The sequence below is a fragment of the Pseudomonas sp. P4795 genome, assembly GCF_048822895.1.
GTDB lineage: Bacteria > Pseudomonadota > Gammaproteobacteria > Pseudomonadales > Pseudomonadaceae > Aquipseudomonas.
Window position 1 is genome coordinate 50,094 of sequence record NZ_JBMFBT010000001.1, and the last position, 25,730, is coordinate 75,823.

At 55.2% G+C, this 25,730-nt stretch carries 18 protein-coding genes and 1 pseudogene; 13 read left to right on the forward strand and 6 right to left on the reverse strand.

Going from position 1 to position 25,730, the window contains the following annotated elements:
- Window positions 1-152 precede the first annotated feature (152 nt).
- The 4 genes from ACOI8A_RS00200 to ACOI8A_RS00215 all read left to right on the forward strand — a co-directional run bounded on the left by ACOI8A_RS00200 (window position 153) and on the right by ACOI8A_RS00215 (window position 5,459).
- The gene (locus ACOI8A_RS00200; RefSeq protein WP_420650989.1) at window positions 153-2,993 is read left to right on the forward strand and encodes a cation-translocating P-type ATPase; all 2,841 of its coding nucleotides are present in this window, start codon (window positions 153-155) and stop codon (window positions 2,991-2,993) included.
- A 177-nt stretch (window positions 2,994-3,170) separates the two neighbouring features.
- Complete coding sequence (locus ACOI8A_RS00205; RefSeq protein ID WP_420650990.1) at window positions 3,171-4,673, forward strand: sensor domain-containing diguanylate cyclase; 1,503 nt, start codon at window positions 3,171-3,173, stop codon at window positions 4,671-4,673.
- Between the two features lie 476 nt (window positions 4,674-5,149).
- Window positions 5,150-5,374, forward strand: coding sequence for an AbrB/MazE/SpoVT family DNA-binding domain-containing protein (locus tag ACOI8A_RS00210; RefSeq protein WP_420650991.1), 225 nt, complete (start codon window positions 5,150-5,152; stop codon window positions 5,372-5,374).
- Window positions 5,367-5,459, forward strand: coding sequence for a hypothetical protein (locus ACOI8A_RS00215; RefSeq protein WP_420650994.1), 93 nt, complete (start codon window positions 5,367-5,369; stop codon window positions 5,457-5,459). The genes ACOI8A_RS00210 and ACOI8A_RS00215 overlap by 8 nt, the downstream gene beginning before the upstream one ends.
- A 265-nt stretch (window positions 5,460-5,724) precedes the next feature.
- On the opposite strand, the pseudogene ACOI8A_RS00220 reads toward ACOI8A_RS00215, so the two are convergent.
- From ACOI8A_RS00220 to ACOI8A_RS00230, 3 genes and pseudogenes are all read right to left on the reverse strand, one after another.
- Window positions 5,725-6,102, reverse strand: a pseudogene (locus ACOI8A_RS00220) (site-specific integrase); the annotation flags it as partial.
- Window positions 6,023-6,358 (reverse strand): hypothetical protein, encoded by a 336-nt coding sequence (locus ACOI8A_RS00225; RefSeq protein WP_420651266.1) that lies wholly within the window; start codon window positions 6,356-6,358, stop codon window positions 6,023-6,025. The gene ACOI8A_RS00225 and the pseudogene ACOI8A_RS00220, both read right to left, overlap by 80 nt.
- A 458-nt stretch (window positions 6,359-6,816) precedes the next feature.
- Window positions 6,817-8,118, reverse strand: a complete 1,302-nt coding sequence (locus ACOI8A_RS00230; RefSeq protein ID WP_420650992.1) for a site-specific integrase — start codon at window positions 8,116-8,118, stop codon at window positions 6,817-6,819.
- Window positions 8,119-9,904: 1,786 nt separating this feature from the next.
- On the opposite strand from ACOI8A_RS00230, the gene ACOI8A_RS00235 reads away from it, so the two are divergent.
- From ACOI8A_RS00235 to ACOI8A_RS00250, 4 genes are all read left to right on the forward strand, one after another.
- The gene (locus ACOI8A_RS00235; RefSeq protein ID WP_420649023.1) at window positions 9,905-11,191 is read left to right on the forward strand and encodes a tyrosine-type recombinase/integrase; all 1,287 of its coding nucleotides are present in this window, start codon (window positions 9,905-9,907) and stop codon (window positions 11,189-11,191) included.
- A gap of 28 nt (window positions 11,192-11,219) precedes the next feature.
- Entirely contained in the window at window positions 11,220-12,422 is a 1,203-nt protein-coding gene (locus ACOI8A_RS00240) for a hypothetical protein (protein ID WP_420649024.1), read from the forward strand.
- A 292-nt stretch (window positions 12,423-12,714) separates the two neighbouring features.
- On the forward strand, window positions 12,715-14,160 hold the full coding sequence (locus ACOI8A_RS00245) for a DUF3300 domain-containing protein (protein ID WP_420649025.1): 1,446 nt from the start codon (window positions 12,715-12,717) through the stop codon (window positions 14,158-14,160).
- 26 nt (window positions 14,161-14,186) lie between these two features.
- Window positions 14,187-15,098 (forward strand): DUF2950 domain-containing protein, encoded by a 912-nt coding sequence (locus tag ACOI8A_RS00250; RefSeq protein ID WP_420649210.1) that lies wholly within the window; start codon window positions 14,187-14,189, stop codon window positions 15,096-15,098.
- 60 nt (window positions 15,099-15,158) lie between these two features.
- Here the strand turns inward: ACOI8A_RS00250 and ACOI8A_RS00255 are convergent, their stop codons facing one another.
- Window positions 15,159-17,285 carry a TonB-dependent siderophore receptor gene (locus tag ACOI8A_RS00255; protein ID WP_420649026.1) on the reverse strand — a complete coding sequence of 709 codons (2,127 nt, stop codon included), beginning with the start codon at window positions 17,283-17,285 and terminating at the stop codon, window positions 15,159-15,161.
- Window positions 17,286-17,537: 252 nt separating this feature from the next.
- Window positions 17,538-18,437: a helix-turn-helix domain-containing protein gene (locus tag ACOI8A_RS00260; RefSeq protein WP_420649027.1), complete on the reverse strand. Its 900-nt coding sequence runs from the start codon at window positions 18,435-18,437 to the stop codon at window positions 17,538-17,540.
- Window positions 18,438-18,598: 161 nt separating this feature from the next.
- Between ACOI8A_RS00260 and ACOI8A_RS00265 the strand changes: the two genes are divergently transcribed.
- The 5 genes from ACOI8A_RS00265 to ACOI8A_RS00285 all read left to right on the forward strand — a co-directional run bounded on the left by ACOI8A_RS00265 (window position 18,599) and on the right by ACOI8A_RS00285 (window position 24,771).
- Window positions 18,599-19,957, forward strand: a complete 1,359-nt coding sequence (locus ACOI8A_RS00265) for a glutamine synthetase family protein (protein WP_420649028.1) — start codon at window positions 18,599-18,601, stop codon at window positions 19,955-19,957.
- A 110-nt stretch (window positions 19,958-20,067) separates the two neighbouring features.
- The gene (locus ACOI8A_RS00270; RefSeq protein ID WP_420649029.1) at window positions 20,068-21,156 is read left to right on the forward strand and encodes a polyamine ABC transporter substrate-binding protein; all 1,089 of its coding nucleotides are present in this window, start codon (window positions 20,068-20,070) and stop codon (window positions 21,154-21,156) included.
- Window positions 21,153-22,454: an NAD(P)/FAD-dependent oxidoreductase gene (locus ACOI8A_RS00275; RefSeq protein ID WP_420649030.1), complete on the forward strand. Its 1,302-nt coding sequence runs from the start codon at window positions 21,153-21,155 to the stop codon at window positions 22,452-22,454. The genes ACOI8A_RS00270 and ACOI8A_RS00275 overlap by 4 nt, the downstream gene beginning before the upstream one ends.
- A 99-nt stretch (window positions 22,455-22,553) precedes the next feature.
- Window positions 22,554-24,209, forward strand: a complete 1,656-nt coding sequence (locus ACOI8A_RS00280) for an intermembrane transport protein PqiB (protein ID WP_420649031.1) — start codon at window positions 22,554-22,556, stop codon at window positions 24,207-24,209.
- A gap of 16 nt (window positions 24,210-24,225) precedes the next feature.
- Entirely contained in the window at window positions 24,226-24,771 is a 546-nt protein-coding gene (locus tag ACOI8A_RS00285) for a PqiC family protein (RefSeq protein ID WP_420649032.1), read from the forward strand.
- A gap of 3 nt (window positions 24,772-24,774) precedes the next feature.
- On the opposite strand, the gene ACOI8A_RS00290 is transcribed toward ACOI8A_RS00285, so the two are convergent.
- Window positions 24,775-25,713 carry a site-specific integrase gene (locus ACOI8A_RS00290; protein ID WP_420651237.1) on the reverse strand — a complete coding sequence of 313 codons (939 nt, stop codon included), beginning with the start codon at window positions 25,711-25,713 and terminating at the stop codon, window positions 24,775-24,777.
- Between the last annotated feature and the right edge of the window lie 17 nt (window positions 25,714-25,730).

A 25,730-nucleotide genomic window follows, 5' to 3' on the forward strand; every position in this document is an offset into this window, starting at 1 on the left:
GTTCGGTGCGGTGCTTTTCAGGTGATATGAGACGCGGGCTTTCCTGATCTGGCTCAGATTAGGACGGCGCAAAGTGCGGCACACTCCCTTCAAGATGCAAGTAGACGTAATCCTCAATCTGCAATGTCCGAACGTTGTGAAGGGGATGAATGATGAACGCGGTTCAGCCTGTCGAACAGTTCCTAGTTTCTCCGTACCTCGAAGAGGTAACCACGACTGTAATCAGACTTGACTCTGACATACGTGCCGGGCTGTCTAATGCGCAAGCCAAGATTCGTCTGAGTCGTAACGGCGCAAATGAGCTGAACAACACGCCGGTCAAACCCGCCTGGCACTATCTGTTGGCACAATTTCAAGACCCGCTGGTTTATCTGCTGCTTATCGCAGTGGCGATCACGTTGGGCACATGGCTGCTTGGGGATGGCCGTGAATGGCCCATTGATGCAGTGGTCATTACCCTGATCGTGCTGGCAAACGCATTTCTTGGGTTCTTCCAGGAAGCCCGCTCACAGCGAGCAGTTGCCGCACTGGCCAAAATGACCCAAACCACATCCTCCGTAATACGCAACGGCACATCGGTGCGCATCCCCAGTAACCAATTGGTGATGGGGGACCTGTTGATCTTGTCCGAAGGCGATTCGGTGGGTGCCGATGCTCGACTTATCCAAGCTAACGCACTGCGGGTACTGGAAGCCTCGCTGACTGGCGAAAGTGAAGCCGTCTTGAAGAGCGTAGCGCGTTTGCCTCAGGAAGTACCTTTGGCAGAGCGCTCCAATATGGTCTTCAAAGGCACAGCCATCGCTCAAGGTTCGGGGCTTGGAATTGTCACTGCTGTGGGAATGAAGACTGAGATCGGGACGATTGCTCACCTGCTGGATATAACACCTGAAGAAGTGACCCCCCTACAAAAAGAAGTGCGTCAAATTGGGCGCATGCTCGGTATTGCGGTACTGATCATCGCTGCGGTGGTCATCGCGACGGTGCTCATGCTCACTGACACTCACGGCGTCGACGATGTATTGCAAGTCTTGCTGCTGGGTGTTTCCCTGGCGGTCGCTGCAGTGCCGGAGGGCCTGCCTGCCGTTCTGTCTCTGGTATTGGCGTTCGGTGTTCAGCGGATGGCTCGCAACAACGCCATCATCAAACGCCTTTCTTCCGTGGAGACCTTAGGGTCTGCTTCGGTCATTTGCACCGATAAGACCGGTACGCTGACGCGCTCACAAATGACGATTCGGCAGACCATAACGGCCTCTGGCAAAACGACTGTTAGCGGTGTCGGTTACGATCCACAGGGGCAAATTAGTCACCAGGACCTGCCCCTGAGCAAGGGGTCGGTGCACAGTGAAAACATTCTGCTGCTGCATGGCGGGAGCCTGGCCAGCAATGCCGGTCTCGCACAGCAGGAGGATGGAACATGGTCGATTCAGGGTGACCCGACCGAAGCAGCGTTCCTCGTGGCGCAGCGCAAGCTGGATGCTCCTGCCCACAGCATTGAGCGCTTTGAGCGCGTGGCGGAGATACCATTTACGTCTGATCGAAAAATGATGTCGGTTGTGGTCATTGATCACGAGCACAACGACGCGCGACTGCTGATCAGCAAAGGCGCTCCGGACGTACTGCTTAAACATTGCACACACGTTCAGGTCGGTGTGGATGTCAGTCCACTTGACGACGATCTGCGCGCGAACGCCATGGCGGGTGTGAATGAACTCTCCGACGCCGCATTACGTACACTCTCGGTTGCCTATCGTCACCTGGAGAGCAGCGAGAGTCATACCGCTGGTGAATCGCTCGAGACTGCGCTTGTTTTCATCGGCACGGTCGGCATTATCGACCCAGCGCGCGAAGAGGTCGCACCGGCCATCGCTGAAGCTCACAGCGCGGGCATCCGCATCATCATGATCACCGGAGATCACCCACGTACGGCGACCCGAATCGCTGAAGATTTGGGCATCATTCAGGCCGGTGCAGGGGCATTGACCGGGGCCGAGCTCGATAAACTGGACGACACGGCGTTGGCCGAGGCGCTCAAATCAACATCGGTTTACGCACGAGTGGCGCCTTCGCACAAACTGCGGATTGTCGATGCGCTTCAAGCGCAAGGGCATGTGGTGGCGATGACCGGAGATGGCGTGAATGATGCGCCAGCCCTGAAGTCTGCCGACATCGGCATTGCCATGGGCATAACCGGAACCGAGGTGACCAAGCAGGCAGGGAAAATGATACTGGTCGACGATAATTTCGCGACCATTATATTGGCTGTCAGGGAAGGACGCGGGATTCTGGACAACATCCGCAAGTTCCTTCGTTACCTCCTGTCATCGAATATGGGAGAGGTTCTGACAATCTTCCTTGCGGTCTTGGGAGCCGGCCTCATCGGATTGGTGGATGGGGAGGGCGGGATAATTCTGCCGCTGCTGGCAACGCAGATTCTATGGATAAACCTCATCACGGATGCAGCGCCAGCCATCGCCATGGGCCTTGATCCGCACAACGAGGATGTCATGCGGCGCAGCCCACGCAAGCCAACGGATCGAATCATTGATACCCGCATGTGGACGGGCGTGCTTCAAGTGGGACTGGTGATGGCGCTGGCAAGTTTGTTTACCGTCGACTGGATGCTGCCAGGCGGCCTGATTCCAGGTAGTCAGTCGCTGGACAAGGCACGCACTGCCTGTTTTACAGTACTGGTATTGGCACAGCTGTTTAATGCGTTGAGTTCGCGATCAGAATCAGCCAGCGGATTTATCGGGCTATTCTCAAATCGATGGCTTTGGGGAGCAATTGCTCTCGCGATGGTGTTGCAGATCGCCGTGGTCCATTGGTCCCCGCTAAACCAGGCATTTGGCACGAGTCCATTGACTCCTAGTCAGTGGGGTCTGTGTCTTGCAATGGCGAGTAGCGTGTTCTGGTTTAGCGAAGTGCGTAAATTCATCTTGCGGTTGAAGGACTCTGCGGAAAGAAAAGACATTGAAGTACCGAAAAGACCCTAGAAGGCAGTGATCTCGGCTGCCTTCCAAAGAGAGAAAGGCATCGTCCTTGACTGGGTGCGCCTCCACCTAGAATGTGTCGTGGATCGAAACCATTAAGGGCGCATTATGCCTAATAAGTCTTTCGCAGTTGGTCTCGCCAAAGTACAGGAACCGGTACTCGCAACGTTTGAGCACGTTGTGACTAAAGACAAGTCTCGAGCCGCAATTAGATTTCTGTTAACGGTCTGCCTTTCTCTCATTGTGGTTGCTACTTGGGAAGGTTGGAGCTCTCGACAGTACCGCCTGCATGACAAAGAAATCGCGATGGCGAATCTCGCGCAAACTTTGTCGTCACAGGCTCAAGCGTCAATCAAGCAGGCGGATACCGTACTATTCAGCTTGGTTGATCGAATAGAGACGGAAGGAATGAGGTCTGATTTGCCTCTTCTGAAGCGTCTGCTCAATGCTCAGCGTAATGAATTGTTCCAGTTACACGGGTTGTTCATTTATGATCAAAACGGCGCTTGGATAGCGAATTCGAGCGGGATCCTACCGCCGAATGCAAACAACTCCGACCGCGAATATTTTATTTACCATCGTGATCATCCTGAACGCGGCCCCCACGTAGGGCTGTCCATCAAAAGTCGTTCAACGGATGAATGGGTGCTGCCCGTCTCGCGCAGGATCAATAACCCTGATGGCAGCTTTGGCGGCGTCGCACTGGCTACGATCTACCTCGATCATTTTCTCAAGCTCTACAACAGCATCGATATCGGCAGCAATGGGGTAATCAACCTTATCTCCGCCGACGCCAAGATCATCCTGCGGCGTCCTTTCAATGATGCAGTCATTGGCACTAGTGTTGCCAAAGGTCCGCTCTTCACCGAATTATTACCGAAGGGAGCATCTGGAACTGCCACCGTAAGATCCTATGTGGATGGTGTGGAGCGTGTCGTCGGATTTCGTCGACTCGATGACTACCCCCTTGTGATTTTTTCAGCCATGAATAAGGAAGAGGTTCTGGCAAGCTGGCGCGAAGAAACATTGATGAGCACGGCAATAGTCTTTTTGCTCATGAGCATTTTGGGGGGGATTGGCTATCGCTTTATTCGACTGATGCAGCAACAGAACCACATTCAAAACGAATTGCTAGGTGCTCAAGACAAACTGCTTGAGGTCAATCGGACGCTGGAGTTGCTCGCTCTGGAGGACGCTTTGACAGGACTGGCAAATCGTCGCCAATTCGATTTATTCACACAGGCTGAGATGGGGCGGGCAAAACGCGGCCGCACCACAATTGCCCTGCTGATGATCGATGTTGATCACTTCAAACGCTTTAATGATCGGTACGGACACCTTGTAGGTGACGAATGCTTACGCAGGCTCAGCGCGATCATCAAAGAAAACATCAGACGACCAGGTGATTTGGCTGCAAGATTTGGTGGTGAGGAGTTCGCGGTCGTACTTCCAGGCACCGACTACGTTGGGGCATTTATCGTCGCCGAGAAGATCCGTAAAGCCGTCCAACAAGCTCAGATTGAACACCTGGACAGCGGGGAGGGGTTGGTGACGGTGAGTATTGGCGTAAGCGCCTGTTGCCCAAAAATCGAGGACACACCGGACGAGCTAACTGGTGCCGCTGACAAGGCGCTATACGTCGCCAAGAACAGCGGACGGAACAAGTCCGTAATTGCTGATTGAGATTGAAGAATTGGTTTGTGAACGATTGCGCGCATAGATTGAACGACGGTGGAAAATTCGGAATATCTACAGATAGCCATACATTGATACACGTGGCTCAGGTGTTTTTCGTCCTCATCTCCGACAAGCGCAAAGGTTCCTTTTGAATATTATATGAGAGATTGCCGAAAACGGGCCATATGACTGCTAAATGTTAACTCGATCAAATAGATGCTTGGTGTAATTGAGTTACAATAACTGTTTGCCGAATGCATGGGCACTACATATGAATACAAACACATTGCCGTAACGAAAAAACATTCCTAGAATGTTCGATGCACTACGCGAGGAGCTCGTTTTTCGGCCACCCACGTCACTCAAGCTCAAATTTGCTGGTAGGCCTAGCTCCCGTAACCCCCCTCGAAATATCCATCCGCGCAGCACACGGTACAGGCATAATAAGGCTATCTCCATCGATAGAATAAGAGTAAACGACTATGAGCGAGCGCGAACGCTGGACGGTCAAGTGCCAGGACACTGCAGATGGAAGTGGCGACGTCATGGTCGACTTGCCCCCAAAACTGCTTGCAACACTAGGCTTAAGCATTGGAGACGAGTTGACCATCGAGGTGCTAAATGGCGCGTTAGTCTTGAAGCCAAAGTGCAATACTCCTGCTGCAACTGCTGGCCACGCAGATTCTATGGATCAATCTGATAACTGATGAAGCGCCTGCCATCGTCCTGGAGTTTGTTCCACAGGGCGAGGATTTACTGATTGCTGTGGTGCAATGGGCGTCGCTCAATTAAGGCATTCGGCAATGCGTTGCCACCAAGCTAGTGGAGAGATTGTATCGCTAAGATCAATACTGTTTTCTGGCTTAACCAACCGCGCGAAACCGTTTTGCGGTTTTAGGAGCCCAAGTGAGAAAATAGTCCGATTTAAAGATGCGCCCAGCTCAGCACGGCCCATGCGGAAAATTCACAGTCTGTCGCTAATATTCTCTGCCCTTAATGACTTGTTCGCCAAAAGCATAACTGACCACAGCTCTGCCGAGGTCCCATTTTCAGCGAATTATTTCCGCATTTTCAACTCTTTTACTGATCTGGCCCGGTGTTCATCCAAACTGTTGTAATAGGTGTTTTGCGTTGTGCTGAGGCTGTTATGACGTAAGTCCGCTTGGAGGTCTTTCATATCGCGAAGCGGTGCATCGAACGTCGCGGCCGTATGTCGTAGCCAATGGAGCGACGCAGAACGCAGATGGTCAATTTCATCCTCAGTCCAATTTTCGCTCTGCATGCGTTGCAAGGCCCTATCAAACACTGCTTGAAGCAGTGTCCTTACATGCCGATCTGATAATCCACCACGACCCTTAAGCGTGCTTATCAGTGGAGTTTGTTCCTGTGGTGAGGGCAGGGGAGAGAGCCTCAGGAACTGGCGATACCTCACGAGGTGGTTTACGAGCCACAATCAACGTCCAAAGCAGTAAACGTTCGACATGCGTTCTGAAGGAGTTGAAGGTTGACTGGTTGCCGGCGTAGGACTTCAAAAAACTCCGCACAATCAGATAGCTCTCAATGGCCCGGCAGCTGTCATCGAAACTTTTGAGATATTCCTGGACAGTAGAACGTTCGTTGCTGAGCTGGAGAAAATTGAGCTCGTGGAAGCACTCGAAGGTGTCGAACAGCGGCTGCGGGAGACGTGACATGCAATGGCCAATACGTTACTGGAGTGGCTCTAGCTTGCGTGTATCGTTACCGTTATGCAACATCCGGGTCTGACAGTTATCGGATATTGCATGGAGTTGATCCAGACTGTCTTTAAGATCGAGTCACCCTACAACCTAAATCATACCGTGCCCACAAAATCATCATCTGTTATAGAACGTTGACAGACCAGCCTCCTGGATACGGATGTAAAAAAGGCCCACTAAAAAAGGGAGCCTGCCTTGTGTCTCCGGGGGGAGGCTATACGCCCGCGAGTCCCAGAGCAAGTGATCCGACCTTACTGCTCATAATTTGCTGTGTCAACATTCCGAGTGGCAAGAAATTTACTGCGGCATTTGAATGCCATAAAAACATGCGGCAGTGCAAAAGCACGAATGATCAACACCAATCGGGCGAGACTATTAATTTTAAGTTGCGAAAATTTGAGAGCGAAAATCCCTCAGTCGTTGTTTTCACTTCCAATAGAACGCTTTCCAATTTTTTTTGCGTTGATTTCCACGCCATGATCTCGCTCTTTTACGGAGTCCTCACTCTGAGGATAATAGCGATCTATAGCATCTAATATGCTCGCATATCGCAAGTCTTGTTTAAGATGTATTGCATTCCTAATTGGCGCATCAAATACAGCGCTAGTATTTCGCAACCATGCGACTGACGCGTGCAACGACAAGCACTCCTCTTCACTAAAACCATCGCCTATCATTTTGACGCGTGCCCTATCAAATACCTCTTGTACAACTGTTCTTATTTGTCGATCTGTTAGGCCAGGGCGTCCATCCAGCTTGGTAAGTAGGGGAGTTTGCTCGCCGCGAGTAGGTAAGGGGGGTAAATTACGGCTTTTCCGATAACGTATTAAGTAGGGAATAAAATCAGGTCTCACGGATATTTTTGCCATTTGATGATTGCGATCTACAATTTCAAACCACCAAACACCGCTGTACTCTACGAATGCACCCATAGTAGGTGTCCAGCTTACATTTCCAGAGAGCTCCGCCCCCCTTAAATAAAAGGAAAACATCGAAACAACTATAAATAGTGCACGCTCATACTTTGAATCTGTATTAGCCATGCTTTCCGCAACATTAATAACGCAGACCCACTGTTCACGAGTCAAATCTCTAGCTGCTTGATTTGACGGCGTGCTAGCTGGCAATATTTTATCTCTGGCTGCCGCGGCCGGGTTCTCCCTTGTTACATCAATAGCAATAAGGTATCGATAGAAAGAGCTACAAACTCTGATTAACTGCCCCATGTTTGCCTCAGAAAGAAAGTTAACATTTGAAAACCTCTCTGTATCGCTCTGAAAGTTTTTGCAAGCAGAAGTGGACCGTGTCAAATTTATTGGCCTCCAAGAGTCGTTGTGGACAAGCCCTAATATTGACCCAAAGAATCGGGGACGGGCAACGTCTCCCACCCAATGCTCGGGTGGATTTTTATTGAATGAAATAAACTCCACGAAGTCCCTGCGAGTTACAAAGCTAATCGATTTCTCTTTATATATCCAGCTCCATAAAAGTAAGCGCTCAACGAAAGCCCTATAGTTTCCATAAGTCCCAGCAACCATATTATGCAATGTCAAAAATGAACGAGCCCACTCGAAGTCGCATTCTACATTAAAAGTCGCGGAAAACTGAGACAGGTACTTCTCCAAGGTGCGGTGTTTTTCGTAGTAAAACTCAATAGGGCCACCTATAGATGCTGCGTCACCGAAAAGAGGCCTGGGTAGAATGTGAAGGCTCATCAAGTAGCTCCCTCCCTACGTTGGTCGCACATCATCCACTGGTACTAGTATCTGATTGTGCGGAGACTACAATGCAAGATCATAGATAACTAAAGGCAAGTTGCTAGGCGGGTCCAACGATATCCGATTAGTGGTATGCACCATTAAAGAATGATTATCCAAATTAAACACCAGAAAAAGTATCCAATTTAAATGACAAACTAGAACCATCATCATACGGATACATGTAAACCACTGAAATGTCGGCATCATTTTTAAGCAGTGGATTATCATTTTTAGTCAACGGTCACAAGTGTGCCGTACCGCAGCGAAGGGAGTTCCCTTCAGATACATTATTTAACATAATATACATTACACGTAACAGCGTATTGCGGGATCAGCCCGGTTGCACAGCAGATTTGAATCTGCGAAACGACCTTCAACCCAGCCTCATAGCTTTCCTGTTCAAGCATCTTCACGTGTCAGCCTTTCGATCTGTGGCCCTCCCTTAAAGATGGCGCCTAAGATGGCGCCTAGCGTTTCCACCACGAAAGCCTCGCAATCCGCGCCTTCGCGAGCAATCAACCCCCTCGGAGATCTCCATTTCAGTGTTTTTAATTTTGGCGACATCGGCCATAAAGCTTAGTTTGGTCATTTTTTGTGGGATAGAAACGCCGCATGCCGAGCAAATAGGCTTCCATGCGTCCTGGTAAGCGCCCATTTCGACATGGCTCGTTCAGTGCAACAAAGAGCCAGGATGCGAGACCTCTTTTAAAAATGGCTGAACCCTTCAAAAGTGACCACGTCTGTAGCCCAATGAATGCGACGGTTTGCGATTTGCTGAGAGCTGAGACGCGCTCGAAACACGTGACATGCCGCATAGGCTCAATCGCTCGCCCTCAGATCGTTTCAGTCTCATCCGCCGGTGCGCGATGATCTACAAAGGTCGAATATCAAGGAGAAAACTCGGGAGTCATGCCGAGGTGATGTGAACCTCGCCCTCGGCGTGAGGACTCAGCCTAGTTGCGGACTAACTCCGTCGGCGTGCGTAGCGTGGATAGATGTTGGAGCGCGTGAGCAATATGTCAGCTTAGGAGAGATTCAGGTGTTTAGAACAGCGCTATATACGCGGAAGGAGACTATCTAAAGGTGGCTTAATTACAGAAGCTTCGAAGAAGCTTCATTATACGTCACTAATGCTTTAGGATTTCAATAGTCTTTTTCGCGGGCTGATAACTGGTCGCCCTCAAGCGCCCTTGCATATTCAAAACATTAACTTTTAAAAATGACCGAAACTTTTAAAAATGATCAAGTCCGCTAAATATGGCGAAGAACCGCCGAGCGTCTGTATTTCCGGAGCGGTTCGGCTAAATACTTTTAAAAATGCTCGAATCTTTTAAAAGGGGCCTCCTAGGTCACGTCTTTCGTGAACACCAGTCCAGCCATCTAAAGCAGCAGTGGCGCCTCTCAAGATCTGGAAGGTTAAAGTGCTGAACCCGCACCGCTTGGGGCGTGCAGCCGTGCGGTCGGAATTTCCCAATTCAGATTCGACCATAACTCTCAATGTATAACTAAAGGGGAGTTAGTTGCCTGCCGTCAGTGAAGCGTTCCAAGGGCTTACTTGCAAAGCCAGGCTTGCTATGTATAACCTAGATGACATCGATCAAATGGTAATGGCTAGGTGATGAGTGATTCATCCAGGCAGGCGGACACGTTCGCCTCGAACAAACGGAAGGATACGCCCCCTACTTCCGATAACTCCCAGAATCGGAAGTCTGCAATGCAGTATCCCGTAAAGGATAGCAAGATGCCGAGCCCGTATCCGCTGTTTAACACCTATAGAGAATTCGTCAATCACACTAGCGATGAACCCGACCCGTGCCTACCGCTGGTGATGAACTATCTAGCGAATTTTGATGCACATCTCAAATCCATGGATGGTTTCGAAGCCGTCCGTGGTTTTCTGCGTTCGTACTCCAACGTCGAGGCCACATTCGTTTCATATCGCACCCATGCCGAGCGCCTGCTGCTTTGGGCATTGTTAATCAGAAAGAAGCCCCTGATGGAGCTGCGTCGCGCAGACGCTGAAGCCTTCTTGGAGTTCTGCATGGCTCCACCCATAGGTTGGCTCGGCCCCGTGACACGCAGTAGGTTTCTGATCGTGGCATCCAACAAAGATGCAGAGCTGTGCCCAAATCCACGTTGGCATCCATTCTCGGTGAAAACATCGAAGCACATGAGTAATCCGGCTGATCCTGACCGCCCAGTTACTGGCGTTCCATACCAACCATCACGAGGGAGCATTTCCCAAGTTTTCTCGGTTTGCAGCAGCTTGTACGAATACGGCCTTGATGAGGGCCTGACGTCGACGAATCCCTTCAGAGCGATCAAACAGAAATCGCGCTTCAAAGCGTCGCGCTCAATGGAGCAAACAGGACGCGCCCTCACGCCTCTTCAATGGGACTTCGTACTGACCACCGCTGAAAAAATGGCAGCAACTGCTCCTGAACACCATGAACGCACCCTGTTCATCGCCGCGACGTTGTTTTCGATGTACCTACGCGTTTCAGATCTCTGTGGTCGGGTGAATTGGCAGCCCACAATGGGTTCCTTCAAGACAGATCATGAAGGCAACTGGTGGTTCTACCTCATTGGTAAGGGTGACAAAGCCGCCAAGGTAGCTGTAAGGCCGGAATACATTGATCGTTACCTAAAGCGCTACCGACGCTTCATGGGGCTGCCTGAACTGCCAATACCTAATGAACAGACCCCTCTGATTGCGACCTTGAATGGTCGTCCAGGGTTATCCACTCGAATGGTTCATTCGATCATCCAGAAGCTGTTCGACCAGGCTATTAATGAAATGGTGAACGAAGATCGCCAACCTGCCGAGATTGAGGCTCTGCGACTGGCCTCCACACACTGGCTTAGGCATACGGCTGCGACACTTGATGCCCCTTGGCGAGACCCTAAAGACTTGCAGATGGATCTACGTCACAACAATTTGTCTACTACTCAGGACATCTACTACAGCAGTTATGAAAACAAGCGCTCCTACTCGCTTAAAAAGCTGGGCTTGAAAAATCGCGAATAATCCTCAATGACAATTGGTAGAAAAAGCCATGGAATCAATGCCCCACCCTTGCTTTGAACCGCTGGAAGAATTTTCACGGCTAGACCCAGACACCCTTGATGATGAGCTGCCTGTAATTCAGCGTTTTCTAAACATTTGCCCAGCCAGCAGTCTGCCGATAAAAAGCTACCTGTTGGTGAAGCAGTATTTGATTAAACATGCCGAACCTACCCGCTATTCGAACTACCGAAGGTATATCGAGCGACTTTTGCTCTGGAGCATTTTGGAGGCCAAAAAACCCATAACCGATTTGAATGAAGGCGACCTTCAAGCATTTATGAGTTTCTGCACATCTCCCCCCGACTCTTGGGTGGCAGTTAAGTCATGTCGGCGATTCACTCTCGGCGACACGAAACAGGTGATAGGAATTAACCCCGCCTGGCGTCCGTTTAGCTTTGATAAGACTTCTGTTGGGGAAGACGGTATTCGCTTAACGTACATAGCTGGTAGAGGCGCGCTCGCTAAACAGTGGTCTGTGATTGCGACTTTTTTTCTGCATCTGCACTACAGTGAACTTATAGCAGTCAATCCTGCCCGAAGGCTCCACGCTGCCGGCTTTCACGCTTTAAGTCTTCCCATTCACACAGGTGGGCATGTTTTCACTGACGAAGAGTTTGCGGTCTTGATGTTGACGCTCAGTGACATGGCGGATGAGGACATACAAAATGAACGTACGCTACTCATGATGGCATCAATTTATTATCTTAGGATGCAGCCATCTGAGATCGACAGCTTAGGGGGTAAACTAACGTTCAGTGCGCTGGGGCTCATGCGCGATGGAACTTACGATTTAGTGGAGGATCATTTCCCGGGCAATCGCGCGTGGAAAATCCATTCCGAGTTTGTGACTAAGTACGTGAATCGTTATCGTGAAAGTTTTGGCCGAAAATCCCTTCCACTGGAGCGTGATCACACATTGTTGTTCGGGAAGATTCGTGGGAAGGGTTCGATAAGTTCAACTCACGCGAGACTGTTATTCAGAGCTGTATGTCAGGTTGTCATTGATCGGCTTACCGAAAGCGGATATGAAGTCTCGCCTGAGTCAGGGTTCCGTAAAGCGAGTTTGTTCTGGTTGCGAGAAACAGGTATGCACCATAGCGCAAGGACAATGGGAATGGATGACGTAATCAGACTTGTGCGAAAATCAAACGCCGAAACTGCCTACCAACGTTTCTTTGCGTGGCGTGGTTAGAATTTAGCAGGCTGCCCTGCTCGTTACATGGGTTGTTTCCAGTAAGCTTTTTAGCTCAACTAAATGGCCGTTTAGTAGAGTTAGTATTAATCACTTCAAAGACCACGCCCATTATCTGTGCGCAGACCTTGATCCACAGGCTCTCGGTCGATAACCAATCCTCACTCTGCGAAGCGGCGACGCTCATCTCACGATAAAAAATTGTTTGCTACCCTTAGCCTGAGTCCTCGAGGCTACCTGCTCTAATTTTCCGATTGCTCCAGTCACCTGCTCGTCCACAAGGGGTAAGGCAATGCCTACTTCATTGTTTTACGCGGTGTCAGCTTTACTGCTTATCAGTGGATCTTCGTGTCTGGCGCAATCGTCGGATGCGCCGGTCAACGCTGCCGCTCCTGCGTCCATTACGGCGGCCAAAGATGCGGTATTCACTCAAGAGCAGCTGGATCAAATGTTGGCTCCGGTCGCGCTTTACCCGGACCCGTTGCTGGCACAGGTTCTGATGGCGACCACGTACCCCGGGGAAGTCACCGAGGCAGCAACCTGGTCCAAGGCTCACCCCGACGCCAAGGGCGATGACGCGGTCAAACAAGTGGCGAGCCAGCCTTGGGACCCGAGCGTGCAGGCGCTGGTCGCTTTCCCCCAAGTACTGGCAACGCTGGGACAGGATCCGGTCTGGGTGCAACGCCTGGGCGATGCCTTCCTGGCGCAACCCGATGATGTCATGGGCGGCGTACAACGCTTGCGCCGACAAGCGCAAACAGCCGGCAACCTGCAGAGCAATCAATATCAAAACGTGACAGTTCAGGCGGCTGCGGCCCCGCCCCCTGCTGCCGTGTCCCCTGCCCCGGCCAACACCTCGACCATCATCATTCAGCCCGCCGATCCGCAGGTGGTGTACGTCCCCACGTACAATCCGACCACGACCTACGGCACGTGGGCCTACCCTGCCTCGCCGCCCGTCTACTACCCGCCTCCACCCGCCTATTACCCCGGTCAGGCCTTGGTGGCGGGGCTGGCGTTCGGTACCGGTGTCGCGATCATTGGCTCGTTGTGGGGTGATTGCGACTGGGGCAATAACGACATCGACATCGACGTCAATCGCTACAACAGCATCAATAGCAACAATCGAATCACTAATAACAAGTGGCAACACAACACCACTCACCGTAATGGCGTGCCCTATCGAGACAATCGAAGCCGCGCGCAATACGGCCGACAATTGGACGGCGCCAATCAACGCGAGGCCTATCGCGGGGACAATGCTCAGCGAGCCCAGGCCCGTGAGAAAGCCCGGGGATCCATGGACAGAGCCGGTATTGAACGACCTGCCACGACTAATCGCGAAGCCCGCGATCGAGCGCGTGCGGCGCAAAGTGGAAATGCCGCAGGCAATCGCATGCAAGCCGGTGGAGACAGGCCCGGAGCATCTGACAGAGGCCAGGGCACTCCCAGAAACACGCGGGAGAATCAGCCGGCCGGTAGACAGAATGCTCAGGTAAATCAGCGCAACCGGGATGCCTCGCAGGTGCGTCAAACAGCGCAGCAACGACCGTCCGCCGGCAGTGCCCGCAACAATGCATTCGCGGGTGCGCGCTCGCCGTCACAATCCAACGCTCAAGCCAATCGTGGCCGGGCCAGCCAGGTTTCGGCCCAGAGGCCCAGCGCTTCGCGGGCGGCCGGTCATCAGATCAGTCGGCCGGCCAGTTCACCAGCACGCTCCAGAGGGGGCCGCCGATGAAATACATTCCTCGAATGAAGTTACTCATGGGCGTGCTCCCTCATATCGGAGCATTCGCCTTCGGCGTGGCATGGTCGTGCATCGCGGCGGCACAGCAATCATTTCCGACACCGGAAAAGGCCGCTGAAGCCTTTGTCGAAGCCTTGGGCACGGAACATGCCGATCAGGCACGCCTCACCGAATTGCTGGGTAAGGAATGGCCCACGTACATCCCCCGTAAAGGGGTTGAGCGCAGCGATGTGGACGCGTTTTTGCAGCAATACCACGAGCAGCACCACATTGAAAAAACCGGCGAAGGCAAGGCAGTCCTGTCGGTGGGCAATGCCAACTGGTCATTGCCCATCCCGCTGATCAAAGTCGATAACGCTTGGCGTTTCGACATCAAGGCCGGCAGCGCTGAAATCCGCGCTCGACGCATTGGCCGCAATGAACTGGCTGCGGTGCAAGCGGCATTGACCTATCACGATGCCCAGATGGACTACGCCTCAGAAGATCGCGACGGCGACGGTGCACTTGAATATGCGCGAAAGATCTTCAGCACCGAAGGTAAGCACGACGGACTGTATTGGGCGGACGACGACAGTGGTCAGATCAGCCCGCTAGGGCCTGAGTTCGGGCAAACCATTGCCGGCGAAGACTGGCATGGTTACCACTTCCGCATTCTGGAAAGTCAAGGCCCTTCAGCCCCTGGCGGCGCTTACAGCTACCTGATCGGTGACAAGATGAGCCGGGGCTTTGCGCTCATCGCCTGGCCGGCAAAATACAACGATACCGGGGTGATGAGCTTCATGATCAGCCATGAAGGAACGGTGTTTGAGAAAGACCTGGGTGCCGACGGGGCCAAAATTGCCCAGTCGCTGCAGCGCTTTGATCCCGATGACAGCTGGCAGGTGGTCACTGTAGATCCAGCGGAGCAAGACGAGCCTCACCGACCGTAGTCAGCGAGACTCGCGCATCCCCTTTTCTTAACGGCGCGTGACGCCTGCCGGGAACGAGGGTCACAACGTGTAAGAAATCCCGACCTGAACGGTTCTTGGCGCCCCCGGATAGGCATAGACGTTGCCGAACGCGCCTTCTTCATAATCGCGGTCGAATACGTTTTTCAGGTCCAGGTTGAGCCGCACCTTATCGTTGACTTTGTAGAAGCCCAGCAAGTCCACGACCGTATAACTGCCCATCGAGAATGCAGTGTTGGCCGTCTGCCCTGCGCGTTCATCGATGTACTTCAGACCGGTGCCGAGACCGAGGCCTTTGAGCGTGCCATCCTGGAATTCATACATGTTGAGCAGGCTGAAGCTGTTCTTCGGGATGTTCAACAGCCGCGTGCCAGAGCGCAGCACGTTGTCTTTGGTGACTTCGGCGTCGACGTAGGCATAGCCGCCGATCACCCGCCATTCGGGGGTGAGATTGCCGGCGACGTTGACGTCAAAACCACGGCTGCGCACTTCACCAGCGGCGACATTGAAGGTCGAGTCCACAGGGTCGGTGGTCAACACATTGCGCTTCTCGATCTGGTAGATCGCCGCGTCAACGCTTAACTGCTGATCCAGCGCTTCCCACTTGATGCCCATCTCGTATGACTTACCCTTTTCCGGCGCGAAACCACCGCCAACGCGACTGGCACCGGTGTTCGGTTTGAACGAGCGCGCAGTGTCGGCGTACACCGCCAGCGTCTCGGTCAAGTCGTAGGTCACGCCGATGCGCGGAGTGACTGCATTATCACTGGCCTGCCAGCTCTTACCGCCCGGCACGTAGGTTTCGTAGTCATGTTCGAAGCGTTCGAAACGTGCGCCGGCGAGCACTTTCAGCTTGTCGGTCAGGGCCACTTGATCCTGCACGAACGCGGCGTATGTCTTGAGGTTTTCCTTGTCGTGCGTTGGCGTGCGGGTCAATGCCGGGCGCGGCTGGCCGTAGACCGGATTGAAGATGTCGATCGGGTAGGCACCGACCGCACCGCTGGAACGTTGAATGATCGACTTGTAGTCGTAATCTTCGTACTCGATGCCAGTGAGCAAAGTGTGTTGCAAACCGCCGGTAGTGAAATGGCCAGTCAGGTTGAGCTGCGTGTCCTTGTCGGTCCACTCCAGCTTGCGATAGTTGAAGTTGCGTCCCAGGGTCCGCCCATCGGCAGCGATGCCGTTGGCCTCGATTGCGTCGCCCTTGAGCGAACCGTCGAGCCACTGGAAGCCGCCGCCCAGCGTCCAGTCGTCATTGAGCATATGCTCGAAACGCAGCTGCGCCATGTTGTTGTCATTGTGCAGTTTGCCGACATCTTTCTCGCCGAAAAACGTGTCGCGCGAGGCCGTGCCGATCTGTCGCGGATAGCGCGTCACGCCACGATCCAGCGGCGCGTTGTTGCGCATGAAATCGCCTTCGAAAATCAGCTTGGTCGCGTCGGTGGCCTGCCACGTGAGCACCGGCGTGATGCCGTAACGTTCGGTTTCAACATGATCGCGGAAGGTGTCGCCGCCCTCGCCGATCACGTTCAGTCGATAAGCCAGGCGACCGTCTTCGTCGAGCGGGCCGGAGGCGTCGAGCGTGCCGCGCTGCATCCCTTGATCATTCAACTGACTGCCTAGCGTGACGGTGCGCTCGGGCAGCGGCTGCTTGGACACCACGTTGAACGTTCCACCCGGATCGCCGCGGCCATAGAGCATGGTCGCAGGACCGCGCAGCACTTCGAGTCGCTCGATCGAGTTGGCATCCGGCATGTTCGGGTAACCGCGGTTGATCGGAAAGCCGTTGCGGTAAAACTCGCCGGTGGTGAAGCCGCGAACGGTAAACGTGGTCAGGCCCTGCCCACCGAAGTTGTTTGCCCGCCCTACTCCCCCAGCGTAATCCAGCGCGTCCTGCAAGCGGGTGGCACCCAGATCCTCGACCACATCCTTCGGGACCACGCTGATCGATTGCGCAGTTTCATGGATCGAGGTGTCGGTGCGCGTGGCGCTGGCCGAGCGCGTCGCGCGATAACCCTGCACCGGGCCATCGGCCCTTTCATAATTCGCGGCGCCGACAATATCGGTTGCGTCCAACTCAAGGGTTGCGGGGGCCACGTCCGTTTGTTCAGCCCATGAGGAAGACGAGAACGCTTGCAGCATGCAAAAGGAAAGCAGGGTTCGACGCATGAAAGAGACAACCTTTACGAATAGGCCAATACAGGAGGTAAATACGCCAACAAATACCCGTGCATGCTATACGAACAAATTCGCAATTAACATCTATTCCCATTAACGCGATAGCCGTGCGGCGTTCATATCTCGGCCACCAGCGGCTGAGGCCGCAGCGCTTGAGCGCTGGATCGAAAATCAGCCGTCGCCGACAGCAGTCGAGGTGTCTTGGCTCAAGTCCGGCAGCCGGCTTTCCAGCCCGCGTGGCAGTCAACCGCGTTTGAGCGTTTCACTCGGCAACTCCTTGAACAACGCGCGATAGCTGCTGGAAAACCGCCCCAGATGCCAGAACGACCAGTTCATCGCCACCTCGGCCACCGTGGTTTCCGCGGCGCTACGCACGAGCAATTCGCGCCGCGCGCTGTTCAGGCGGCGCAGGCGCAGCCACTGGGTCGGCGACATCCCCGTGTAAGCCTTGAACGTCTGTTGCAACTGGCGCAGTGAACCGCCGGCAACTTGCGAAAGCTCAAGCAGATTGAGGGTTTCTTCCGGCGAATCCGCCGCCCAGTCCCCCACGCGTTTCATGATCAGGCGTTCCTCTGCGCGGCGCTGCATCGCACCACGATCCAGGCATATACAAGCGTTATCGAGGATAAACAGACAGTCTTCGAGCAACTGTTGAGTCAGGGCTTCGCGGGTCGGCGGATCGAGATTTTGCGTGAGTCGGGTCAGGGTTGAACTGAGCCAGCGGCTGAATAACGCGTTCTGCCCGCCATTCAGCGGCGCCATGAACAAGCCTTCGAGCCGCGCCACATCCAGACCGTGCTGGCGGACGAACTCCGGGCCGAACACCACGGCGATTTCCTGATAATTCTCGGGGGTGATCCAGATGTTGCGGCTGTCTTCGTTGAGCAGATACAGCGCGTTGTCACTGCGATCAAAACAGAACGCCAATGAACCTTCCGGCGCGCTGAAATTCTGCTCGACGCGGGTGTTCATCTGCTCTTCGTAAACCTCCACGCCCTGCAAGTCCAGATAGCGGATCTGCCCGGCGAAATGCCCCGGCGACATCTGCTGGTACTGCTGGACCCAACCCGGTGTGGCGCGGATTTGCTCGGCGACATCGGCGGTGTTGAAGGCTTGAACCTGTATCGGATTACACGTCGTCATGGGTGACCTTGCGCACTCTTTTGGTGCGCTTTGGTGCTGCTGAAAGTGGATAGATGGAACCGCAAGGCACGCCCAAGATAGTCGTCAACGCGTCTCAGGGGAAGTGCAGGCGGATGAAACCACCCTCCCCGGCGTTAAACAAAACCAATAACGAGGTCTCTATGAATGCCCCTTTCGATCAGCTGTTCACTTGGCTGAAAGATCACAAGATTACCGAAGTCGAATGTGTGGTCAGCGACCTGACCGGCATTGCCCGCGGCAAGATTGCACCGACCAACAAGTTCCTCAATGAACGAGGCATGCGCCTCCCGGAAAGTGTGCTGCTGCAAACGGTAACCGGGGATTTTGTCGACGACGACATCTACTACGACCTGCTCGACCCGGCCGATATCGACATGATCTGCAAGCCGGTGTCCGACGCCGTGTACGTGATTCCATGGGCGATCGAGCCGACCGCCATTGTCATCCACGACACCTTCGACAAGTTTGGCAACCCGATCGAACTGTCGCCGCGCAACGTGCTGAAGAAAGTCTTGCAGCTGTACACCGACAAAGGCTGGAAGCCGATTGTTGCGCCGGAAATGGAGTTCTACCTGACCCAACGCTGTGAAGACCCGGACTTGCCGCTCAAGGCGCCACTCGGCCGCTCCGGTCGTGCTGAAAGTGGCCGCCAGTCGTTTTCCATCGACGCGGCCAACGAATTCGATCCGCTGTTCGAAGACGTCTACGACTGGTGCGAACTGCAAGGTCTGGATCTCGACACGCTGATTCACGAAGACGGCCCGGCGCAGATGGAAATCAATTTCCGGCACGGCGACGCGCTGGACCTGGCCGACCAGATCACCGTGTTCAAACGCACCCTGCGTGAAGCGGCGCTCAAGCACAACGTCACCGCAACCTTCATGGCCAAGCCGATTGGCGACGAGCCCGGCAGCGCCATGCATTTGCACCAGAGCGTGGTCGATAGCGTCACTGGCAAACCGATCTTCGCCAACGCTGACGGCAGCATGAGCGAGCTGTTCCTGCACCATATCGGCGGCCTGCAAAAGTACATCCCAAAACTGCTGCCGATGTTCGCGCCGAACGTCAATTCGTTCCGCCGCTTCCTGCCGGACACCTCCGCGCCAGTGAACGTTGAATGGGGCGAAGAGAACCGCACCGTTGGCCTGCGCGTGCCGACCTCCGGCCCGGAGGCGATGCGCGTGGAAAACCGCCTGCCAGGCGCCGATGCCAATCCGTATCTGGCGATCGCCGCGAGTTTGCTGTGCGGTTACATCGGCATGGTCGAGGGGATCGAGCCGAGCGCGGCCGTCGAGGGTCGGGCTTATGAGCGCCGCAACCTGCGTCTGCCGATCACCATCGAAGAAGCGCTGACGCAGATGGAAGAGTGCCCGAACGTGGCGCGTTATCTGGGCGATAAATTCGTTCGCGGTTATGTCGCGGTGAAGCGTGCCGAGCATGAAAACTTCAAGCGCGTGATCAGTTCGTGGGAACGCGAGTTCCTGTTGCTGAGCGTCTAAGCAACACCACCCAACCCTGTGGGAGCTGGCAAGTCGAATCGTCGAACCGCAGCTCCCACAGGGGAAAGTGCCACCTGAAAAATCCAATAATTCCAAGAAGAGGTGTCGTTATGCGTCTGTTGAAATCCCTGATCCCCGCCGCCCTGGCGTTGGCTTGCAGCGCTGCCGCCCACGCCCAACCGCAAGTCAGCGTCTACAACTGGACCGACTACATCGGCGAAACCACCCTCGCCGACTTCCAGGCCAAATCCGGGATCAAGGTGATCTATGACGTTTTCGACTCCAACGAAACCCTCGAAGGCAAACTGCTCGCCGGGCGTACCGGTTATGACTTAGTGGTGCCGTCCAACCACTTCCTCGCGCGTCAGATCAAGGCCGGCGCGTTCCTCAAACTGGATCGCGCACAGTTGCCGAACTGGAAAAACCTCGATCCGAAACTGCTCGCGCTCCTTGAGAAAAACGATCCGGGCAACCAACACTCTGTGCCCTATCTGTGGGGCACCAACGGCATCGGCTACAACGTCGACAAGGTCAAGCAGGTGCTCGGCATTGATCGCATCGATTCCTGGGCGGTGCTGTTTGAACCGGAAAACCTGAAGAAACTCAGCCAGTGCGGCGTATCGATGATGGACTCGGCGGATGAAGTGTTCCCGGCGATCCTCAACTACATGGGCATGGACCCGCGCAGCGAAAACCCGGACGACTTCAAAAAGGCTGAAGCCAAGCTGCTGAGCATCCGCCCGTACATCACCTATTTCCATTCCTCGAAATACGTTTCGGATCTGGCCAACGGCGACATCTGCGTGGCCTTCGGTTATTCCGGTGACGTATTTCAGGCCGCCAACCGCGCCAAGGAAGCCAACAACGGCGTGAACATCGCCTACGCGATTCCCAAGGAAGGCGCCAACCTGTGGTTCGACTTGCTGGCGATTCCCGCCGATGCCGGTAACGTCAAACAAGCCCACGAATACATCAATTACCTGCTCGACCCGCAAGTGATCGCCAAGGTCAGCGCCTCGGTCGGTTATGCCAACCCCAACCCCGCAGCCAAGCAATACATGGACGCGGCGCTGGTGAGCAATCCCGAGGTCTATCCGCCGCAAGAAGTCCTCGACAAGCTCTACATCTCCTCTACCCCGCCCCAGCCGATCATGCGTCTGATGACCCGTTCCTGGAGCAAAGTGAAGTCCAACCAATGAATCAGCACACCCAAGAACACGCTCGCTCCTATTACGCCGCGTCCGCCCGCGCCAGCACGCCCTATCCGGTGCTGGATGGCGACTTGATCGCCGATGTCTGCGTGATCGGCGGTGGTTTCACCGGCGTCAACACCGCCATCGAACTGGCTCAGCGCGGCCTCAGCGTGGTGTTGCTCGAAGGTCGGCGCATCGGTTGGGGTGCCAGCGGGCGCAATGGCGGGCAGTTGATTCGCGGCATTGGCCATGAAGTCGAGGGCTTCACGCGCTATGTCGGCGAGGAAGGCGTGCGCTATCTGCACCGTGCGGGAATCGATTCGGTGGAGCTGGTGCGCCAGCGTATCAATGACAACGGCATCGAGTGCGACCTGCGCTGGGGCTTCTGCGAACTGGCCAACACCGAGGCCCAATTCGCCGCGTTCAAGGACGAACAAGTCAGCCTCGCGCAACTCGGCTATACACATGAAACGCGGCTGGTCGAGCCCGAGCAGATTCGCCAGCAAGTGGTGGACGCCAGCGTCTACAAAGGCGGGCTGATCGACATGGGTTCCGGGCACCTGCATCCGCTGGATCTGGTACAGGGCGAAGCGCGGCTGGCGGCGTCACTTGGCGTGCGCATCTTCGAACAGAGTCCGGTGCTGCAAATCATCCATGGCCCGACCGTGCAGGTGCGGTGTGCCAGCGGCACGGTGCGCGCCGGCAGTCTGGTGCTGGGTTGCAACGCGCATCTGGATGAACTCGAACAGCAACTGACCGGCAAAGTGCTGCCGGCCGGCAGTTACATCATCGCCACTGAACCACTGTCGGAAGAACGCGCCGCACAGTTGATCCCGCAAAACCTCGCGCTGTGCGACCAGAAAGTCGGCCTCGATTACTACCGACTCTCGGCGGATCGACGCCTGTTGTTCGGCGGTGCCTGCCACTATTCCGGACGCGATCCGGCGGATATCGCAGCCTACATGCGGCCGAAGATGCTCAAGCTGTTTCCACAACTGGCAGACGTGAAAATCGACTATCAGTGGGGCGGCAAGATCGGCATCACCGCCAATCGTTTCCCGCAGGTCGGTCGGCTGAAACAGCATCCGAACGTGTTCTACGCCCAAGGCTATTCCGGCCACGGGCTGAACGTCACCCACTGGTGCGCCAAGTTGCTCGGTGAAGCGATTCACGCCGGTCACAGCCAGGGCATGGACGTGTTCGGCGGTGTGCCGCACATGACCTTCCCCGGTGGCCCGGCGTTGCGCTCGCCGCTGCTGGCTCTCGGTATGTTCTGGTATCGATTGCGCGAAATCCTCGGCTGAAGCCACCTTCATATTTGCTCTATCGCGAAGCACTTCTATATTGATGAGGTGCTTTTGCGTTCCTGACGCTCAGTGCCTAACTCACCCTGGAGATCATGGATGCAGTCGTCAGCCACGGATAACCCGCGAACACCCGGCCAGGCGCCAATCAAAACCCGGCGGTGGAGCATTTCGCTGGTGTGGATCGTGCCGATTGTCGCGGTGCTGGTGGGCATTTCGCTGGTGGTGCACAACCTGATGCAGGAAGGCCCGACCATCGTCCTGACTTTCAAGACCGGCAGCGGCCTGACCGCCAACAAGACTGAGGTCAAATACCGCAACGTGGTGATCGGCCAGGTTACCGACGTCGAGCTGAGCAATGATCAGAAAAGCGTCGACGCCACGATCAAACTGTCCAAGCAAGCGGAAACCTTCACCCGCGAAGACTCGCAATTCTGGGTGGTGCGCCCACGCATCGGTGCGGGCGGCGTTTCGGGCATCGACACCCTGCTCTCCGGCGACTACATCGGCGCCGACATCGGCCAGTCGAACACCCGCGCCAAACACTTCAAAGGCCTGGAAAACCCGCCGCCGATCACTTACGGCGAACCGGGGAAGCGCTTCAATCTGCACACCCAGGATCTGGGCTCACTCGACATCGGCTCGCCGGTGTATTACCGCAAGATCCCGGTAGGCCAAGTGGTCGCCTACGCCCTCGACCCGGACGGCAAAGGCGTGACCATCGAAATCTTCATCCACTCGCCGAACGACGCCTACGTTACCGAAAACACCCGGTTCTGGAACGCCAGCGGCATCGACGTCAACTTCGGCGCCAACGGCCTCGCGGTGAAAACCGAATCGCTGTCGACGCTGCTGGTCGGCGGCATCGCCTTTCGCGCCCCGGACTACAGCCCCAACGATGTCGCCGCTGCGGAAGAAAAAACCTTCGAACTGTTCGATGACCAGCAAGTCGCCCTCGCCCCGCCCAATGGCAAGGCGCAATACCTGAGCCTGCGTTTCGATCAGTCATTGCGCGGGCTGAAGGTCGATGCTCCGGTTGAATTCCTCGGCATGGAAATCGGCCGAGTCGTGAGCATCAACCTGGATTTCGACGCGAATAAACGCAGCTTCCCGGTCAACGTCGGCATCGTGATTTATCCGCAGCGCCTCGGTCAGGCTCACACCAAAATGCTCAAGGCACTCAATCACAATCCGGACGACGAAGCGGCTGGCGTGCGCCTGATCGGCACCTTCATCGACAATGGCCTGCGCGCTCAGGCGCGCAGCGGCAACCTGCTGACCGGCCAGTTGTACATCGCGCTGGACTTCTATCCGAAAGCCGAGAAAGTCGCGTTTGATCCAACGGCCCGGCCGATCAGCATCCCGACCATTCCCGGCAGTCTCGAACAGTTGCAGGAAAAACTCGAAGCGATGGTCAACAAGATCAACAAACTGCCGGTTGAGCGCATCGCCAGCAACCTTGACGGCAACCTGGTCGAGTTGCGCAAAGGCCTGACCCAGTTCAATGCCAAGACCCTGCCCGGCGTACAGAGCACACTGGGCGAGGTGAGCAAAACCCTGCAATCGGCCAGTTCGACGCTGGCCGAAGACTCACCGCAACGTGAACAACTGACCCAGACCCTCGATGAACTCGGGCGCATGTCGCGTTCCCTGCGCGAGCTTTCGGACTATCTGGGCCGGCATCCGGAATCACTGATTCGCGGGCGTCCCGACAACGCTGCGCCGCTGGATCTCAAAGGCCCGCCACGCAATTGAGCACAGGAGCTGACCCATGGCTTTACCGCTGAAGATCACCGCGCTCGCGGCGTGCCTGTTGCTCGGCGCCTGTAGCAGCGCCCCGATCAGTTTTCATACCCTGACTCCGGCGCAACCGGTGGCTGGCCGCGGCGATTCGGAAATCGCCATCGAAGCCATCAGCGTGCCGCCGCAAGTCGACCGGCCGCAGATTGTCATTCGTGAGGGCAACAGCGGTCTGGCGATTCTCGAGACCGAATGGTGGGGCGCCAGCCTCGTCGATGAATTGCGCAGTGCCTTGGTCGATCAACTGGGCAACGCCGGCGGCCAGCGCAAAGTGTCGGTGCGCATCGATGTGCAACGTTTCGACTCGGTGCCTGGCCAGTACGGTTTGATCGACGTCAAATGGCGCCTGCGCGAGGCCGGCGCGGCTGAAAATGCCTGCCGTTCAACCTTGCAAACCCCGTCCGGCCCGAGCATCGACGAACTGGTGGCCGCTCAGCAGAACAACGTCAAACGTCTGGCCGCGCTGATCAGTCAGGGAGCCGCCAGCAACTCCCGCAACTGCCCTGCCGCGCATTGACCTTCACAGGTCGAAACGATCTACCGCGCGGCGCCGTTCGTTGTCGTCGCGCACATCGTAGTTGGCGGTAGTCTGGATATTCGCGTGATGCGCGAGTTTCTGCGCAATCGACAGATCATGTTCCTCGATCACCCGCGTGATGAGCGAGCGGCGAAAATCGTGCGGCATGATCTTCACCCCGACCTGCGTGCCACGCTGGCGGGCGATGTAGTAAATCGCGTGTTTGGTGATGCGCTCGCGAGTGATGTGGCTGCCCCGGCGGATGCGGTTGAACAGGAATGGATCGTCGCTCTCGCCTTCCTTGAGTTGCGAACGACGCAGTTCCAGCCAGTCATTGAGCTTGGCAAACGCCCAGGACGGCGCGTACTTGATCAGCTGTTTGTTGCCCTTGCCGATCACGCACAAACTGCGCTCGGTGAAATCGACCTGATTCAAATCCAGATCCACCGACTCCGATTTGCGCATGCCGGTGCCATACAGCAAGGCAATCACTGCCGCATCGCGCAGCCCTTGCGGACGCGGGTCGGCAGCACAGACTTCCATCAATTCGTGAATCAAGGTGCGCTTCAAGTTGCGCCCCTGCGACAAGCGCGTGCCGGCGATGCCTTTGACCGAACGCATCTTCAACAGATGATCCTGGCTGATCAAACTCATGCGCCAGGCTTCGTTCATCACCCCGCGTACCGCGTTCACATACAGCGAAGAAGTATTTGGGGCGTAGTTGTCTTCGCGCAATGCGGCGACCAGCGCCACCACATCTTCCGGTTGCAGCGCGTGCCAGGGGATTTCTTCGATGTTCACTTCTTCGAAACCGAGGCGGTCGGCCGCGTCCTGCAGCACATAGCGCATGGTCAGTTGGCTGGACGGCGCCAGACGCGCCAGATAAACGCTCAGCGGATTCGACGTCGCGGAGGTGGTATCAGTAGAGGGTAAGTCAATCAAACCAAACGCCTTGCAGA